Source organism: Streptomyces sp. NPDC042259, from assembly GCF_055582085.1.
Map to the genome: position 1 here is coordinate 248,606 of NZ_JBVJDW010000011.1, position 16,104 is coordinate 264,709.

Here is a 16,104-nt window from a genome sequence, read left to right on the forward strand (position 1 = left end):
AGACCGTACTACAGTCAACACAATCAGCGTAGAGTGTTGGTGAAAGTCGATACATCCCGAGTTGGGGGAAGGCTGCGATGGCACAAGAGAGCGAACTCCTGCGCAGGCTCAGGAACCTGCCTGCCGAGCAGCGGGAGAAGTTCCTGGCAGGCATTGGCAGCGTGGACCGTGGAACCCGCGTCGCGCCGCTGACATTCCGACAGGAACAGCTATGGGTCTTCGACAAGGTCGCACCAGGCGACAGTAGCTACACCCTCGCCTTCGCCTACAGCATGGACGGCCCGCTGGACGTGCAGGCGGCTTCCGCCGCACTCGACGACGTCTTTACCCGCCACACGGTGCTGCGCTCGGTGTTCCCCCATGAACACCCCTCCGGCGAACAGCACGTGCGCAACCAGCCCCGCACCAAGCTGGTCGTCGAAGAGACCACCCAGCAGCGACTTCCCGAACGCTGCGAGGCGATCGTCCGCGAGGAGACCCGCCGCGGCTTCGACCTGGACGGCGGCCCCCTGGTGCGCCTGCGGCTGCTGCGTGTCGACGCTTCCGCCGACGCGCCGCAGCGTCATGTCCTGCTGTGGCTCACCCACCACCTGGTCTTCGACCGCCGCTCCGCCGGCGTCGTCCTGCGCGACTTCACCGAGGCGTACGCAGCCCGCACCACCGGCACCTCCCCGGACTTCGCCGCCGAGGCGCCGCGGTTCGGAGCGTACGCACAGTGGCAGCGCAGCTGGGTCAACAGCGTCGAGGCAGCCGAGCACCGCACGTGGTGGCGCACGGCCCTGGCTGGCTGGGAAAGCACCGAGCTCGCCCCCGACCACCCGCGCAGCCTCGTCCTCGACCTGACGGCCGGCACCGTACAGGCCCCGCTGGACGCACCGACTCTCGCATCCGTGCGCGCCCTGGCCGCACAGCTGGACGTCAGCGAGCAGGACGTCCTGCTCGCCGCTTACTTCGCCCTGATCCGCCGCCTGACCGCACGCCCCGACCTCCTGGTCGGCGTGCCCGTGGAGGTGCCCGGTCCCTTCGACGCGGACCACCTCGTGGGCGACTGCGGCCACTTGCTCCCGGTACGGGCGGAAGTCGACACCGACCTTCCCTTCGAAGCGCTGGTGCAGGCGGCGCACACGGCCCGCACCGCAGCCCTGGACCACGCGGGACTTCCCTTCAAGGACCTGCTCGCCGCCGCCGGGGTGGAGCCCGACCAGGGTCGCCTGCCGCTGGTCCAGCTCGGTTTCGAAACGCTCCCTCCCACCACCGAGCGGGCCACCAAGGACACGGTGAGCGTGTCGCTGGAACAGCTGGAGACCGGTAGCTCACCCTTCGAGTTCGCCCTCGCCGCCTCCCTCGGCGAGCAGGAGCCGTTCGTCCGCATCCGCTACGCCACCTCCCTATACACCGCCGGCACGGCGCGGCTCTTCCTCGACCGCTACCTGCGCCAGCTCCACGCCATGTGCGCACGCCCGCAGGCGGCCATGGCCACCCACCCGCTGGCGTCCGAGGCCGAACGCGGCAGCGTGCTGAACGAGTGGAACGCCGCCGTCGGCGGCAGCGCGAACGACGAGACCATCCACGGCGTCTTCACCGGCACCGCCGCGGCCCACCCCGACCGGATCGCGATCACCGGCCGTCACGGCGAACTCACCTACGCCCAGCTCGACCAGCGCGCGAACGCGCTCGCCCATCAGCTGGCCGGCCTCGGCGCAGGCCCCGGGGACCTGGTCGCGGTCGCCCTGCACCGCACCCCCCGGCTCGCCGAGGCGGTCCTGGGCATCCTCAAGGCCGGCGCGGCCTACGTGCCCATCGACCTGGGCAACCCCGCCAGCCGCAACGAGGCCATCCTCGCCGACTCGCAGGTCACGCTGGTGCTCGGAGACACCGCCGCTGCGGAGCAGCTTCCCGACGGGCCCTGGCGGTTCATCGACATCGAGACCCTGGACGCCGGGGAGCAAGCACAGCCTCCCGCCGTCGTCACCGACCCGGCCGCCCTCGCGTACTCCATCTTCACCTCCGGCTCCACCGGACGCCCCAAGGGCGTCCTGATCGAGCACCGCAACGTCACCAACTTCATCCGCACCACGCAGGAGATGTTCGCCCTCACCGAGGAGGACCGCTTCCTCGCGTTCGCCTCCACCGGATTCGACGTCTCCGTCTTCGAGCTCTTCGGCGCCCTGCTGACGGGAGCGCAGGTCTACCTGGCCGACGAGGACGAGCGACGCGACCTGTCGGCCCTCCACACCGTCCTGGCCGACCAGCGCATCACCGTCATCGATCTCCCCCCGGCAATCATGGAGCTGCTGGAGCCCGAGAGCTACCCGCAGCTGCGCGTGTGCTTCGTCGGCGGCGAGGCCTTCAGCGGTGACCTGACCACCCGGTGGGCGGCTGGCGGACGAGCGTTCTGGAACGGCTACGGGCCGACCGAGACCACCGTCACCGTCGTCGCCAAGCGCTGCGAAGGCGCCTGGCAGGCGTCGCCGCCCATCGGGCGCGCGATGCGCAACCACAGTGCCTACGTCCTCGACGACAAGCTCGAGCTGCTGCCGGCCGGTGCCTGCGGCGAGCTGGCCATCTCGGGCGCAGGGCTGGGCCGCGGCTACCTCGGCTCCCCGGAGCTGACCGCCGACCGTTTCCGCCCCGACCCCTACGGCCCGCCCGGCTCGCGCATGTACCTCACCGGCGACCTGGCGAGCTGGCAGGCCGACGGCGACCTGGTCTTCCGCGGCCGGGCCGACCGGCAGGTCAAGATCCGCGGCGTGCGGATCGAGCTCGGGGAGGTCGAAGCGGGCCTCCTCGCGCTGCCCGAGATCGGGCAGGCCGTCGCCCAGGTGGTGACCGGACCGCGCGGCGACACCCTGCTCGTCGCCTACCTCGTGGGCGCACCGGGCACTCCGCTGCACCTGGACACCGTCCGGGCCAACCTCGCCGACCGGCTTCCCCCGACGATGGTGCCCACCTTCCTGATTCCGGTCGACGACATCCCGCTCACCCCGAGCGGCAAGGTGGACCGCAAGGCCCTGCCCGCCGTGGAGTTCGCGCCGTTGGACGACGAGGACACCGACACCGAAGAGCGCACGGACACCGAGCGAGCCGTCGCGGACGAGGTGTTCAAGCCGCTGCTGGGCGGTGGCCGCGTCGGCAACCACGACAACTTCTTCGCGCTCGGCGGCACCAGCCTGCAGGCGATCCGGATCGCACCCCGCGTCAAGGCGGTCTTCGACGTCGAACTGCCCATCGCGGACTTCTTCCGCAGCCCCACGGTCTTCGGAACGGCGCACGCCATCGACGCACTGCTGCAGCGCCGGGAGTCCCGCCGCCGTACCGCCCTGGATGTCCTCGCCATGGTGCAAGAGCGCGGCGACGACGAGATCGACGCGATGCTCGCCTCGCGGGACGGCCACACCCAGGCAGGAGGCACCCAGTGAACACCTACCCCGCCAGCCGCGGGCAGCAGCCCACCGGCCTGCTCCCTGTGGACCCCGCCCGTGAGCGGTTTTGCACCGTCGCCCGCACCTCTCCCGTACGCAGGCTCACCCTGAGCCTGGACCTGCCCACCACGGTCGACGACACGCAGCTGGAGAAGGCTCTGGGCCGGCTGGTCACCGAGCAGCCCCACGGCTTCGCGGGGACCCGCCGCCGCCCCGACGGCTCCCTCGCGGCAGACCTGTCCGCCGCTGCCCTGACCGTTGACCGTACGGGTCCCGGCAGCCCGGCCGTCGCGCCCCACGACTCCGCAGAGTCCCTCGACGCGGACGGAGGCGGCCCCGGCCCCTCCCTCGCCCACGCCCTCATCGAGCACACCGACGACGGACTGCGTCTGACGCTCACGCTGGACCGTCTCCTCGTCGACCACGCCGACGCGGGCCGCCTCGTCACCCGCCTGACCGAACTGTGCGGACCCGACGCCCCTGGGCCGGACACGCCCGTCAACCGCCTCGCGGCTCCGGTGGACGGGCCCACCGACGAGGAACTGTCCAGCCTGCGCGCAGAACTGCTGGAAGTTCCCTTCGACACGGCACTGCCGCGCCGCCCGCTGGCGGCCTCCGGCACCCGAACGACCGAGTGGGCATGCCACCCCTTCAGCCTGCCGGACCCGCTCCTCGCAGACGCAGCCCAGCTCCACGGCGACACCGACGGCCCCTTCGCCGTCGCCGTCGCCGCCTGGGCCCTGACGCTGCACCGCTGGTCACGCCTGGAGGACCTCGTCATCGGCGTGGAGAGCGACCGCTCCCGCCCCGGACGGGCCCCGCGCGAGGCAGTTGCCGACCTCATGCCGGTCGTCTCCCGCGTGCCCGCCGGGACCACCCTGCGCGACGCAGCCGCGCGGTGCGCGGCCGCCCTGCAGCGCGCGCACGAACGGGCCACCGTGCCCGTGCCGCTGCTCGCCCAGCTCGCCGACCGCCACCTCTCCAGTCATACGCCCAGCCCCTTCACCACGACCGTCCACCTGCGGCCCGCGCCTCCCACCTTGCCGCAGGGATGGCGCCTGAGCGAAGGAGCGTCTCCGGCGACCGAAGCAGAACTGGAGCTGGTGCTCTTCCCCGGCGGCGAAGCCGAACTGCGCTACCGCGCCGACGCCTTCACGCCGGAGACCGTCCGAGCCCTGTCCCGGCATTTCGCGACGCTGCTGCGCTCCGGTCTTGACCGGCCCGACGAGCCGTACCACGCCCTCGACATGCTCGACGAACTCGACGCACAGGAGCTGCTGTACGAGTTCAGCGGCATGATCGACCCCTACCGTGTCGACGGCACCTTGCACACCGCCGTCGAGGAGCACGCGCGCCGCGATCCCGACCTGTCGGCCGTGGTGTGCGGCCCCGACAGCATCACCTTCCGGCAGCTCAACGCCCGCGCCAACCAGCTCGCCCACCACCTCCGTGCCCTCGGCCTGCAGCGCGGGGACATCGCCGCGCTGTGCATGCCGCGCTCCGCAGAGTGGATCGAGGCGCTGCTCGCCGTGCACAAGGCCGGCGCGATCGTCCTGCCGGTCGACCCCGCGGCCCCGGCCGCACGGCTGACCGCAGCCTTCGACAAGCTCACCCCGAAGCTGGTCCTCACCAACCGCGGCACCGCCGCGGAAGAGGCCGGCAACGCCGGGCACGTGGTCGTACGCGATGCCCTGGACGAGGAACTCGCCACCTACCCGGAGACCAACCCGGAATTGAGCATCGGCGCGAACGACCTCGCGTATGTCATGCAGACCTCCGGTTCCACAGGCGAGCCCAAGGCGGTCTTCGGACAGCACCACGTCATCACGCACGCCGGACTCTCCTTCGCCGACGCCACCCGCCTCGGCCGGGCAGACCGCGGAAGCTGGACCACCCCCACCGGATTCGGCACCACCATCGCCGAAGTCGCCCGCATGCTCATGGTGGGAGCGACCACGTATGTGGCCGAGCCCTCCACCGTCGCCGACCCGGTCGCCCTGCGGGACTGGGTGGTGGCCTGCGGCGTCCACTCCGTCTTCGCCGTCACCTCCATCGGCGACACCCTTCAGCGCCTGTCCTGGCCCGACGACTGCCCCGTGCGCGTACTCATCATGGGCGGCGAGAAGCTGCACCGCTGGGGCCCGCCCGACACGCCGTTCGACGTCGCCGTCGGCTACGGCTGCCACGAAGCCCTCTTCGTCGCCAGCCCCCTGCACCCGTGGGACAGGCGCCTTACCGCCGCCACGGCAACGGCCGAAGACCGGCTCTCCCCGCCGCCCATCGGGCGCGCCAACCCCGGCGTGAACCTGCGCGTCCTCGGCGACGAAGGCGAACTGCTGCCCGCCGGCGCCGTCGGAGAAATCTGGTTCGACAGCCCCGAAGCCGCGCTCGGCTACTGGGGAGACCCCGCACTGACCGCCGACCGCTTCCGCCCCGACCCCCACGGCACGCCGGGCAGCCGCATCTACCGCTCGGGCGACCTGGGCCGCTTTCGCGGCGACGGCCTGATCGAACACCATGGCCGCGTCGACGACATGGTCAAGGTGCGGGGCTGTCGAGTGGAGCTCGGAGACGTCGAAGCCGCACTTGCCACACACGCGGGCATCGCCGAGGTCGCCGTGGCCCCGGTCCGCACCCCCGCGGGTGACACCCAGCTCGTTGCCTGCTATGTGGCTCGGCAGGACGCCCCGCACCCGCACGGCACTGAGCTGCGGGACTTCCTCGCCCAGCGGCTGCCCGCCTACATGATCCCCACGGCCTTCGTCGCCATGCCGGCCCTGCCGCGCAACACGAACAAGAAGGTCGACCGGCGAGCACTGCCGCCCGAGGACTGGACCGAGTGGCGCGTACGCGCCCCCTACCGCGAGCCCGCCGACGGCCTCGAGCGACTCGTCGCCGACCTGTGGGCCGAAGTCCTGGGAGAAGTCAGGCTGGGCGCCGACGACGACTTCATGGACCTGGGCGGCAGCTCCCTCGACGCCGGCCGGATGCTCACCCGGCTGCGCCAGCGCACGCCGGTGACCGTCTCCCTGCAGGACTTGTTCCTCTTCCCCACCCCCGCGGGCCTCGCCCGGCTGCTCACCGGCCGCCAGCCCGCGAAGACCCCAGCCCTGCCGACCATCACCCGGAGGCGTGCCACATGACCACGGCCACGGCCCCCACCGGCAGTGCCTTCACCGCCGAATCACCCTGGATACGACGCGCAGCGCGAACAGAACGCCCGCGCCTGAGACTGCTGTGCTTCCCCTACGCCGGAATCGGCGCCTCCCTCTACCGGTCCTGGCCCGCACACCTGCCCGATGACATCGAGATCATCGCCGTGCAGCCACCCGGCCGGGAGGACCGCGCGACGGAGCCCGTGCCCGCGACCGTCGACCGCCTCGCCCGGGCGTGCGCGCTAGCCCTGCGCCCGTACACGACCGTGCCCTACGCCATTTACGGCCACTGCGCCGGCGCCGTCCTCGGCGCCCAGGTGGCCCGCGAACTGATACGCCGCGGCGTGACACCACCGAAGCTGCTGATCGCCGCAGCACACCGCGCCCCGGACCTCCCGGCCCGCTCCGCCCCGCTGCACACCCTGCCGGACGCGGAGTTCTGGGAGGCGGTGCGCAGCATGGGCGGGCTCCCCGAACAGCTGCTGGCCAACGAGGCCTTCGTCGAGTTCCTGCGGCCCCTCATCCGAGCGGACTTCGCCCTCTGGGAGACCTACCAGGCCGGCGACAGCGAGAAGCTCCCCTTCCCCGTCCTACCGCTCAGAGGCGCCGACGACCCGCTGGTCACCCCCTTCGAGGCGGAAGCCTGGGCGCAGCACACCACCCAGCCGCAACCGGTCGTCGAAGTGCCCGGCAGCCACTACTTCATCAACGACATGACGGCCGGGACCATCGCCCAGGTGGCCGCCGCGCTGGCCGAACGCTGATCTGGAGAACGCTTCCATGACATCCACCCTCATCCCGCGGCTTGCCCAGGTGACGGGACCGGCGGCGCCCCTTCCCCCCACCGCGCCCCGCACCCTGCAGCAGGCCCTGCTCCAGGCAGCCGAACTCGCCCCGCACCGCGGAACCACCTACGTCCTTCCCGACGGCTCCGAGGACCGCCAGACCTACGCCCAGCTTCTGGACGAAAGCCTGTGCGCCCTGCACGGCCTGCAGCACCTCGGGCTGCGCCCGGGCGACTCCGTGCTGCTCCAGTGCAACGACAACCGCGCCTTCATGACCGGCTTCTGGGCCTGCGTGCTCGGCGGATTCCTCCCCACGCCCGTAGGCGCCGCCCGCGACTACACCCGCGACAACGCGGTGATCCGCAAGCTCCGCGCCGTCTGGGACCTCCTGGAGCGGCCCGTCATCCTCACCGACACCGAGCTGCGCGACCCCGTCCGCGCCCTCGGCACCCTGTGGGGCGAGCCCGACGGCGCCGAGGCCGTACGCGCCATGGCCGTCTCCGACCTCATGAGCGACACCCACGGCGTCATCGAGGCCGTCACCGCCGACCACGACGCGCTCAATCTCCTCACCTCCGGCAGCACCGGGACACCCAAGTGCGTGCGCCACGCAAACCGCTCCCTCGTCGCCCGTACCTACGCGGCCGTCGACGCCAACGGCTTCACCGAGCACGAGGTGTCGCTCAACTGGATGCCGCTCGACCACGTCGGCGGCATCTTCATGTTCGCCGTCCGCGACGTTTTCCTGCGCTGCGAGCACGTCAACGCACGTACCGAGACGATCGCCGGCCGCCCCTTGGCCTGGCTCGACCTGATCGACCGGCACCGCGTCACCAACACCTGGGCACCCAACTTCGCCTTCTCCCTCGTCAACGAGCACGCCGAGGCCATCGCGGAAGGCTCCTGGGACCTCTCCAGCCTGCGCAACATCTGCAACGCGGGCGAGGCGGTCGTCGCCCGCACCGCCCGCCGGTTCGTCCGGCTGCTGCGCCCGCACGGGCTGCCCGAGGACTCCATGGTGCCGTGCTGGGGCATGTCCGAGACCTCCTCCGGCGTCACCTACTCCCGGCTCGACCCGGACGACCCGGCGCTCGGCACGTTCTGCGTGGACTCCGCCACCCTGGACGGGGAACTCACCGAGGTCACCCACGGCACTGACGAATCCATCGTCTTCACGGACGTGGGCGGCCCGGTGGCAGGCGTGTCCCTGCGCATCGTGGACGACGAGTGCCGCGTTCTGCCGGAGGGCCGCGTCGGACGACTGCAGATCACCGGTACGACCGTGATGCTCGGCTACCACGCCAACCCGGCCGCGAACGCCGCCGCCTTCACCGAAGACGGCTGGTTCGACACCGGCGACCTCGGCTTCCTGCTGCGCGGACGGCTCGCCCTGACCGGCCGCAGCAAGGACATGCTGATCGTTAACGGCGCGAACTACCCCTCGCACGAAGTGGAGGCCGTCGTCGAGTCGGTCCCCGGAGTGCGGGCCACCTGGGCCGCCGCCTGCGCCGTACCGGACAAGGAAGCCGGCACCGACGGAGTGGCCGTCTTCTTCGTCCCGACGGAGACGGCACCCCAGGACATCACCGACCGCATCGCCACCGCCCTCGCACAGGACACCGGTCTGCGGCCGTGCGCTGTGGTTGCCGTCCCCGAGGAAGATTTCCCCAAGACGGCCAGCGGCAAGATCCAGCGCAGCGCGCTGGCCGAGGCGTTCATCGCGGGCCGGTTCGAGCCCGAGCAGACCGACTCCTGGCTGCTGGAGCGCGCCTGGGTCCCGTACACGGAGCAGTCCCGGGCCGACGCTCCGACCTCTTCGGGAACGTCCCCCCTGCTGGTCTACGCACCGGAAGGCAGCACCCTTCCCGTCACGATCGCCGACGACGACCCCGCCCGGGACATCGCCGTCATCCGTCCGGGCGCCGCCGGCTCCGAGTGCACCCCCGACGGCCCGCTCAGCGTGACCGTCGACCCCCTGGCCCCCGAGCAGCACCGCCAGGCGCTCGCCCACATCGCGGCCGAGCTGGGGTCGGTGCCCAGCCACGTCATCTACGGCTGGGAGCTGGACGCTCGTCCCACCGATGCCCAGACCGCGGCCACCGGGCTGGTGCTGACGCTGCAGGCGCTCGCCTCCGCAACACCCGAAGCCGCAGTGACGGTGCTCACCCGTGGAGCGGCCGCCGTCCGCGCCGGTGAGGAGGTCCACCCGTCTCGGGTCGCCCTGACCGCGATCGTGCGCACGGCGCGTGCGGAGCGAACCGTCGCCGCCATCCGCCTGGTCGACGCTCCTGGACACGGGGACAACAGCGCGGCTCTCGCGGCACTGCGGACAGCCCCGGGCGAGGACGTCAGCGCGGTCCGCGAGGGCGTCGCCTACGTACAGAAGCTCCGTCAGATCGCCGTGCCCGACAGCCTCGCGATCCCGCGCTCCGTGCTGCCCCCGGGCGGCACCGTGCTGATCACCGGCGGCCTGGGTGGTATCGGCCGCGAGGTGACGGGCTACCTGGTCTCAGCTCTCGGCGCCCGGGTGCTGATCACTGGCCGCACCCCTGTGGAGGAACTGTCCGCCGGGCAGCGCGAGGCGCTGGAAGAACTCCAGGACCTCGGCGACGTGACCTATGCCGCCGTGGACGTCGCCGATGCCGACGCCCTCGCGTCCCATGTCGAGGCAGCCGAGAAGAACTGGGGCCGGCAAGCCGACCTGGTGCTCCACATGGCCGGAGCGGACATCAGCGCACACTGGCACGCTCTGGACACCCACACGCTGGCCGCGGAATCCGCCCAGGACCTGGCCGCTATGATGCGCCCCAAGGCCAGTGGCGCCGCCTCCCTGGAGCGCGTGTTGGCCTCTCGACCCACGACCGGAGTCGTTCTGTTCTCCTCGGTCAACGGGTTCTTCGGAGGCAGCTCGTTCGGCGCGTACGCGGCCGCGAACGCCGCCTTGGACGGCTACGCCGAGCGCTGGGCGGGCCAGGGACGGACCGTGCGGTGCGTGGCGTGGAGCATGTGGACCGGCACCGGGATGAACGCGGACAGCCCCCTGGCTGCCGCTGCCCTGCACCGCGGCCTGCGATCCATCGACTCCGCCCGTGGCGTCGAGCTGCTCCTGGCGGCGCTCGCCCAGCCGCTGCCCTACCTCCTTGCGGGCCCGGACCCGTCCAACGAGCACGTGCAGCCGTACGTCGACGGCGGTGTGCAGGCGGGCGCAGCTGTGCCCGAGCAGGCCTCCGTCGCCTTCGAGGAGCCGGCTGACGACCGGGAACGAACGATCGCCGCAGCGTGGCAGGAGGTGCTACGCGTCGAACGGATCGGCCGCGACGACAGCTTCTTCGCCCTGGGTGGCGACTCCCTGCGCGTCATGCGAGCCATGGGCAAGATCAACGAGTCGTGGGGCACGGCCCACCCGATCTCCACGCTCTACAGCAACCCGACGGTACGCGCGCTGGCGGAGGCGCTGGTCTAGGGTCCGTCTTCAAACGGATCTTGCCCAGATCAGGATGGATGCGAGACAGACCGCTGCTTCGTAGGAGGTGGCGGTTTTGTCATACCTGGTGGCCAGGCCGCGGAAGCCTTTGAGGCGGTTGAAGCAGCGTTCGACGGTGTTGCACCGCCGGTAGGTCTGCGGGTCGAAGTACGGCGGTCTGCCGCCTGTGCTGCCACGGTTGAGCCGGTTGCGGATCTGGTCCCTGCGTTCGGGGACGATGCAGGCGATGCGACGGCGGCGGAGGTAGGAACGAAACGCCTTGGAGCTGTATGCCTTGTCCGCGATGACGCGATCGGGGGTGGAACGGGGCCGGCCGGGTCCGAGACGCGGGACGCGGATGCGTTCGAGGAGGGACTGGGCGAAGACGCTGTCGTTGCGATGGCCGGGGCTGAGCAGGAAGGCCAGGGGGCGGCCGGCTCCGTCGGTGGCGAGGTGGAGTTTCATGGTCAGGCCACCTCGGGATCGGCCGAGGGCGTGATCGTCCGGTTCGTCCGCCCGGTGCTTCCCCCTTTTCGCCCCGTGGCGGCGGCGTGCTGGTGGGCGCGGACGATGGTGGAGTCGATCTGGACCAGCCAGTCGATGTCGCCGGCGGCATCGGCCCGGGCCTGGATGTGCCGCAGGGCCCGGGTGAAGACGCCGTCCAGGGCATAGCGCCGGAAGCGGGTGTAGACGGACTGCCAGGGCCCGTAGCGTTCGGGCAGGTCGCGCCAGGAGATCCCGGTACGGATCTTGTAGACCATGCCGTTGACCAGCCGCCGGTCGTCCACCCGCGGACGACCGGTTACGGCCCTGGGTATCAGCGGAGCGAGTAACGCCCACTCCTGGTCAGTCAGCTCATGACGGCGAATCATCCCATCATGATCCACTAACCGGATGATCTTTGAAGACGGACCCTAGCGCGAGGGGAGTTCCGGGCGGCATCTGCCCGGAAACCCTTCCTGGCCTTCATCTCGGCGACCAGGTCCGAAGCGTCTGCTCCCCTCCGGCCGCCGGGAAGAGCACCGCCCGCACCGAGCCCTCCGGGGCACCAAGGGACGCGGCGGCGATATTTCCCAGCAGGCCGACCTTGCCGCTCGCGGATGGGAGCGGGCCCACGGCATCGAGCCCCGGTCCGCAGCTGCCGAAGGCAGCGCGACCGGGACCCGGCCGGAACGCGCCAGGGTGGTCAGGCCGCCCTCTTCCGCCAGGGGTCCAGGACGGCTTGGACGGCGCTGGAGATCCGGCTCTGCTGGGCTTCATCGGCCTACCGGTGGGCGTCGTGCTCGCTGAGCTGCACCGTCTTCCCAGTGACGGTGGCAGTGAAGTTGTACTACCGGTGCTGCGGCCCGAGCCGGAGAGGTAGACGAAGTGCCCGAGGCAGTCCCCGACCTCGGCCACGGTCAGGCCAGTCTCCCAGAAGGTCGGGGGGTGACGGTGCAGGAGGTCACGTCAGGTCCTCCGCGTGAGTGGCGACTTTGGCGATGGCGGTGCTGTAGGCGTCGGCGAGGCGGATGTCGTCAGCGCCGCTCCACACGGGCAGCTTGAACGTCATGGCGTGCACGTACTCGGCCGCCGGGAAGCCGCCGACGGTGGCGTCCTGGCGGTCAGCGTAGCCAGGGAGCAGGGCTTCAGGGGCCTGGAACTGCGGATGGGCATGCAGCGGGCAGGTCGATCCCGGCCGGTCGGCCTCAGCGGCGCCTTCCGCGTGGACGACGTCGAGGAACCGCTCGATAGGCAGCCCGCCGAGCTCGGCCGGTTCGTAGCGCAGCGGCAGCGCCGTGGCCGCAAGGTCCAGGACACGGATGCCAGGCACATCCTCCAGCACCGCGCACATCCGGCCTCGCCGTACCACCCCCGGCCGTCCTGCAAGACGACCTGGCCCGCGCCTGCACCGACTTCCACGCCTGCAACTATGGCAGCCTGGCCGAGCCCTGACCTGATTCACCCCGTCTTCGGCCGGGCCCTCGTCTCCACCGTACACACGGAACGGGCCGTTCTCGCCCGGATGGGCCCCCGTTGAGGGCGCAGCCCTTGGCCCGGTGGTAACCGCTAGAGTGCCCCATGCCCTATCACCTGCGGTTCTTCTTCGAAGCCGACGTGCCGCACACGCCCCTGTGGCCGGGCCCTCAAAGCGATCCGGATGTCGACAGCCCCTATGGCTCTCCCTGCGAGCTGGAACGACTGCCCATCAGCACGGCCACGCGGGCCGAACTAGAAAGACTGTCCGAGTGCTACCAATCGTCCATCGACTGGGATTACCCCCCGGATCCGTCGACCTGGACCGACGAGCAGCGGACCCTCTTCAGGCAGCAGGCGGACGCCACACTGGACACCCTGCGCCGGGAACTGGGTGACGAGTGGACAGTCGAGGACCTTCGCCGCGACTCGTGAAAGCAGTTCCCCCAGCGGCAGGCCGACCATCAACCCGGCTGCCCATTCCTGCCGCCCAGGGCACCAGCAATCAGCCAATGACCAAGCATTGCGCCCGCAGATGCTCGTAGTGCGGCAAGTGGTACCAGTAATACGGCCCCAGTACCGGATGGGTGGGAACGTCCAGGCGCGGGCGGCTGGAGACGGCCCGGCTGATGCCGTTGCTACTGCTCGCGTCCCGGTGCCACCTCGCCGTCTTCTGCCAGCCTGGCAGAGTCCCCGGCTCCCACGCCAGCGCGTCCGGCAGGAAGGGAATGCCCACGGCCTCGCAGTAGGCGCGGACCATGGCCTCCGGGCGCTCGACCACATCGGCCGCATCGACCACGGGAGGGGGAGAGCCGGCGCCGGACACGGCTGCGACTCTGTCGTAGAGCTCGCGCAGCCGTGCGAAGCCGACCTCGTCCCGGCCCAGTTCCGGGTTCAGGCCGTAATGAGAGGCGATGGCCTCACCCGGATCGCGGACGATGAAGGTGTGCCGGGCCTGCGACAGGAACCGTTCGTCGGCCAGAACCCCCGGGTAGTGGAAGTCCGTGGTGTCCTTCACGAAGACCGGCCGTTCGGCGGCCAGGTCCAGCAGGCGGCTGATGAGCTCCGCTTCGGTCCTGCAGGTCACACCCTCGACTTCCTCCTGCCCGAAGTCCTTCAGGTGGGAGAAGGGCTCGTGCAGCACAAGGAAGTCCCCGCGCTCGGCCATCACCCGGGAGAACACCGTCGAGCGGCAGCGAGGCGCGCTCCACAGGATGACGAGACCCGTCTGGGGGGTCACCGGACCGCACCCTTCAGGCGCTGGTGAATGGTGTCGGTGATGTGCTCGGTGTTGTCGGAGAGGAAGAAGTGGCCGCCACTCAGCACCTCGAACTCGAAGGCACCAGACGTCTCCTCCTCCCACCGCGACATCACTGCGGGCGGCACCTCCGGGTCACTGTCCCCGCACCAGGCTGACACCGGGCAGGTCAGCGGCGCGGGGGAGCCCGGGTCCCGCTCGTAGCGGTACTGCTCGATGATGCGGAAATCCGACCGGACCATCGGCAGGAGGACATCCAGGAGCTCCTCATGGGCGAGGACCTCCTCAGGCGCTGCTCCGTACGCCCGGAGCATGTCGATAAACTCCTCGCGAGGCAGATCGCTCACGGGTTCTTCCGGGCGGCGGACCGTCGGGCACGGACGACCGCTGACGAACAGGTGGTGGACGGTGCGGCCCCGGTGCTCCAGGCGCCGAGCGGTCTCGAAGGCGAGCACAGCACCCATGCTGTGCCCGAAAAGGGCGACCGGAACGGGCGAGGCGGCGATCGCCTGAGCAGCCAGGTCAGCCGCGGCAGCGACGCTTTGCACGTACGGCTCGCCCATGAGGGTGCCGCGGCCGGGCAGCTGGACTGGGACGAGCTCGACGTCGGACCCGAAATGAGAGGCCCACTGGTGGTAGTAGGCTGCGGAACCGCCGGCGAACGGGAAGCAGTAGAGGGCCAGCCGAGGCGGTGGGCCGTCCCCGCGATGCCGACGCTCCAGCCACGGACCGGCTGCGGGGGAAGGAACCGCGAGGCTCATGCGGCCACCCCCGCCGCGGTGGCCGTGGAGCCGTAAGCCTCGGCAAGCGCCCCTGCACGCGGCACCAAGTGGACCGGCATGTGCTTGAAGCCGGCAACGAAGTTCGAAGCGAGGTGGGCCACTTCGCCAGCAGGCTCCACCGACTCGACGAGGTTGGTGAACTCCTCGAGGAAGACGCGCAGCGCCAGGCGGGCGAGACCCGAACCGATGCAGTAGTGCGGGCCGACACCGAAGGCGATGTGCCGGTTGGGCCGGCGCGCGATGTCGAAGCGGAAGGGGTCGGCGAAGACGCTCTCGTCGCGGTTGGCCGATCCGAGCCAGACGCTGACCGGCTCGTCCTTGCGGATCGTCCGGCCGCCCAGCTCCACGTCCTCCTTGGCGTAGCGCATGAAGTGGCTGGCCGGTGAGGACCACCGCAGGAGTTCTTCCATCGCGGTGCCGCGCAGGCTCGGGTCCGCCTTCAGAGCCGCGAACTGGTCGGGGTGCTCGGCCATGGTCAGCGCCGTCGTGGAGACCACGTGCGGGGTCGTGACGTTCGCGCCCAGCAGCAGGCTGTAGCAGTTCAGCATGATCTCCTGGTCGGTCAGCGGCCTGCCGTCCAGGTCCATCTGCAGGAGGATGCCGATCAGGTCGTTGCCCGGGTTCGCGCGGTCACGGCGGGTGATCTCGTCGTGGAAGAAGGCGAACAGCTCGTGGTGCGCCTGGCGCAGCGTCGACTTGGGGTCCTTTTCCATGTACTCCGGGTCGTCGTAGGCGATCGTCATCGTGGTGAGCCGCGACATCCGGTCCCACGTCTCGCGCGGCAGGCCCAGCATCGAACCCGTGAACGCCATCGGGAACATCAGCGCCGCCTGGGCCAGGTCGAACACCCCGCCGTCGAACGCCGGGCGCAGCAGCTCCCGCACAATCCCCCGTACCGTCTCCTCCTGGGCGGCGACGGCCCGCGGCGTCATGACGCGGTTGAGGGGCTCGCGCAGCTGCCCGTGCCGCGGCGGATCGGTGTCCGGCATCATCATGTCCGACGCGATGTCGGGCATGGACAGGTCGATGATGCACAGCATCGTGCCCCGGCGGGACGAGTAGACCGTGTGGTCCTTGAGGACCTTGCTGACGTCGTCGTAGCGGGTGACGACCCAGAACGGCTCACGGCCGTCCGCGGGCGTGAAGTGATGGACGGGGTCGTGCGCCCGCAGATGCGTCCACAGTGCGTGCGGGTCTCCGTCGGTGTAATACCTCGAGTCGAGGAAGTCTACGGACGATACGTCGGTGTCCGCGGGGGCGAACGGCGGCGTCGAAAGGCGCAT

The 16,104-nt window shown here is 70.7% G+C and carries 10 protein-coding genes; 5 read left to right on the plus strand and 5 right to left on the minus strand.

Annotated elements, in window-relative coordinates; translation table 11 throughout:
• The first annotated feature begins 77 nt into the window (after positions 1-77).
• From ACZ6MA_RS27025 to ACZ6MA_RS27040, 4 genes are read left to right on the plus strand one after another with little or no spacing between them, the layout of a single operon-like run.
• Positions 78-3,419 carry a non-ribosomal peptide synthetase gene (locus ACZ6MA_RS27025; protein WP_469436644.1) on the plus strand — a complete coding sequence of 1,114 codons (3,342 nt, stop codon included), beginning with the start codon at positions 78-80 and terminating at the stop codon, positions 3,417-3,419.
• The gene (locus ACZ6MA_RS27030; protein WP_469436646.1) at positions 3,416-6,565 is read left to right on the plus strand and encodes an AMP-binding protein; all 3,150 of its coding nucleotides are present in this window, start codon (positions 3,416-3,418) and stop codon (positions 6,563-6,565) included. Before ACZ6MA_RS27025 ends, ACZ6MA_RS27030 begins: the two co-directional genes overlap by 4 nt.
• Positions 6,562-7,341, plus strand: coding sequence for a thioesterase II family protein (locus ACZ6MA_RS27035; RefSeq protein WP_469436647.1), 780 nt, complete (start codon positions 6,562-6,564; stop codon positions 7,339-7,341). Before ACZ6MA_RS27030 ends, ACZ6MA_RS27035 begins: the two co-directional genes overlap by 4 nt.
• Before the next feature lie 16 nt (positions 7,342-7,357).
• Positions 7,358-10,825 carry an SDR family NAD(P)-dependent oxidoreductase gene (locus ACZ6MA_RS27040; protein WP_469436649.1) on the plus strand — a complete coding sequence of 1,156 codons (3,468 nt, stop codon included), beginning with the start codon at positions 7,358-7,360 and terminating at the stop codon, positions 10,823-10,825.
• 9 nt (positions 10,826-10,834) lie between these two features.
• Here the strand turns inward: ACZ6MA_RS27040 and ACZ6MA_RS27045 are convergent.
• Positions 10,835-11,697, minus strand: a protein-coding gene (locus ACZ6MA_RS27045) for an IS5 family transposase (RefSeq protein WP_469436651.1) whose coding sequence is annotated in 2 segments (ribosomal slippage) — positions 10,835-11,328 and positions 11,328-11,697 — 864 coding nt in all. Because the reading frame shifts where the segments join, the coding sequence is not laid out codon by codon here.
• Positions 11,698-12,269: 572 nt separating this feature from the next.
• The gene (locus ACZ6MA_RS27050) at positions 12,270-12,650 is read right to left on the minus strand and encodes a hypothetical protein (RefSeq protein WP_469436652.1); all 381 of its coding nucleotides are present in this window, start codon (positions 12,648-12,650) and stop codon (positions 12,270-12,272) included.
• A 236-nt stretch (positions 12,651-12,886) separates the two neighbouring features.
• Between ACZ6MA_RS27050 and ACZ6MA_RS27055 the strand changes: the two genes are divergently transcribed.
• On the plus strand, positions 12,887-13,216 hold the full coding sequence (locus ACZ6MA_RS27055) for a hypothetical protein (RefSeq protein WP_469436654.1): 330 nt from the start codon (positions 12,887-12,889) through the stop codon (positions 13,214-13,216).
• 70 nt (positions 13,217-13,286) lie between these two features.
• Here ACZ6MA_RS27055 and ACZ6MA_RS27060 read toward each other — a convergent pair whose 3' ends face one another.
• From ACZ6MA_RS27060 to ACZ6MA_RS27070, 3 genes are read right to left on the minus strand one after another with little or no spacing between them, the layout of a single operon-like run.
• Positions 13,287-14,021 carry a sulfotransferase-like domain-containing protein gene (locus ACZ6MA_RS27060; RefSeq protein ID WP_469436655.1) on the minus strand — a complete coding sequence of 245 codons (735 nt, stop codon included), beginning with the start codon at positions 14,019-14,021 and terminating at the stop codon, positions 13,287-13,289.
• Complete coding sequence (locus tag ACZ6MA_RS27065; protein WP_469436656.1) at positions 14,018-14,800, minus strand: thioesterase II family protein; 783 nt, start codon at positions 14,798-14,800, stop codon at positions 14,018-14,020. The genes ACZ6MA_RS27060 and ACZ6MA_RS27065 overlap by 4 nt, the downstream gene beginning before the upstream one ends.
• Positions 14,797-16,104, minus strand: a complete 1,308-nt coding sequence (locus ACZ6MA_RS27070) for a cytochrome P450 (RefSeq protein ID WP_469436657.1) — start codon at positions 16,102-16,104, stop codon at positions 14,797-14,799. Before ACZ6MA_RS27070 ends, ACZ6MA_RS27065 begins: the two co-directional genes overlap by 4 nt.

Excerpts from the sequence above, each read along its gene's own strand:
- ACZ6MA_RS27025 (WP_469436644.1), top strand. The coding sequence starts at position 78 with ATGGCACAAGAGAGCGAACTCCTGCGCAGGCTCAGGAACCTGCCTGCC.
- ACZ6MA_RS27035 (WP_469436647.1), top strand. The coding sequence starts at position 6,562 with ATGACCACGGCCACGGCCCCCACCGGCAGTGCCTTCACCGCCGAATCA.
- ACZ6MA_RS27040 (WP_469436649.1), top strand. The coding sequence starts at position 7,358 with ATGACATCCACCCTCATCCCGCGGCTTGCCCAGGTGACGGGACCGGCG.
- ACZ6MA_RS27055 (WP_469436654.1), top strand. The coding sequence starts at position 12,887 with ATGCCCTATCACCTGCGGTTCTTCTTCGAAGCCGACGTGCCGCACACG.
- ACZ6MA_RS27065 (WP_469436656.1), bottom strand. The coding sequence starts at position 14,800 with ATGAGCCTCGCGGTTCCTTCCCCCGCAGCCGGTCCGTGGCTGGAGCGT.
- ACZ6MA_RS27070 (WP_469436657.1), bottom strand. The coding sequence starts at position 16,104 with ATGCGCCTTTCGACGCCGCCGTTCGCCCCCGCGGACACCGACGTATCG.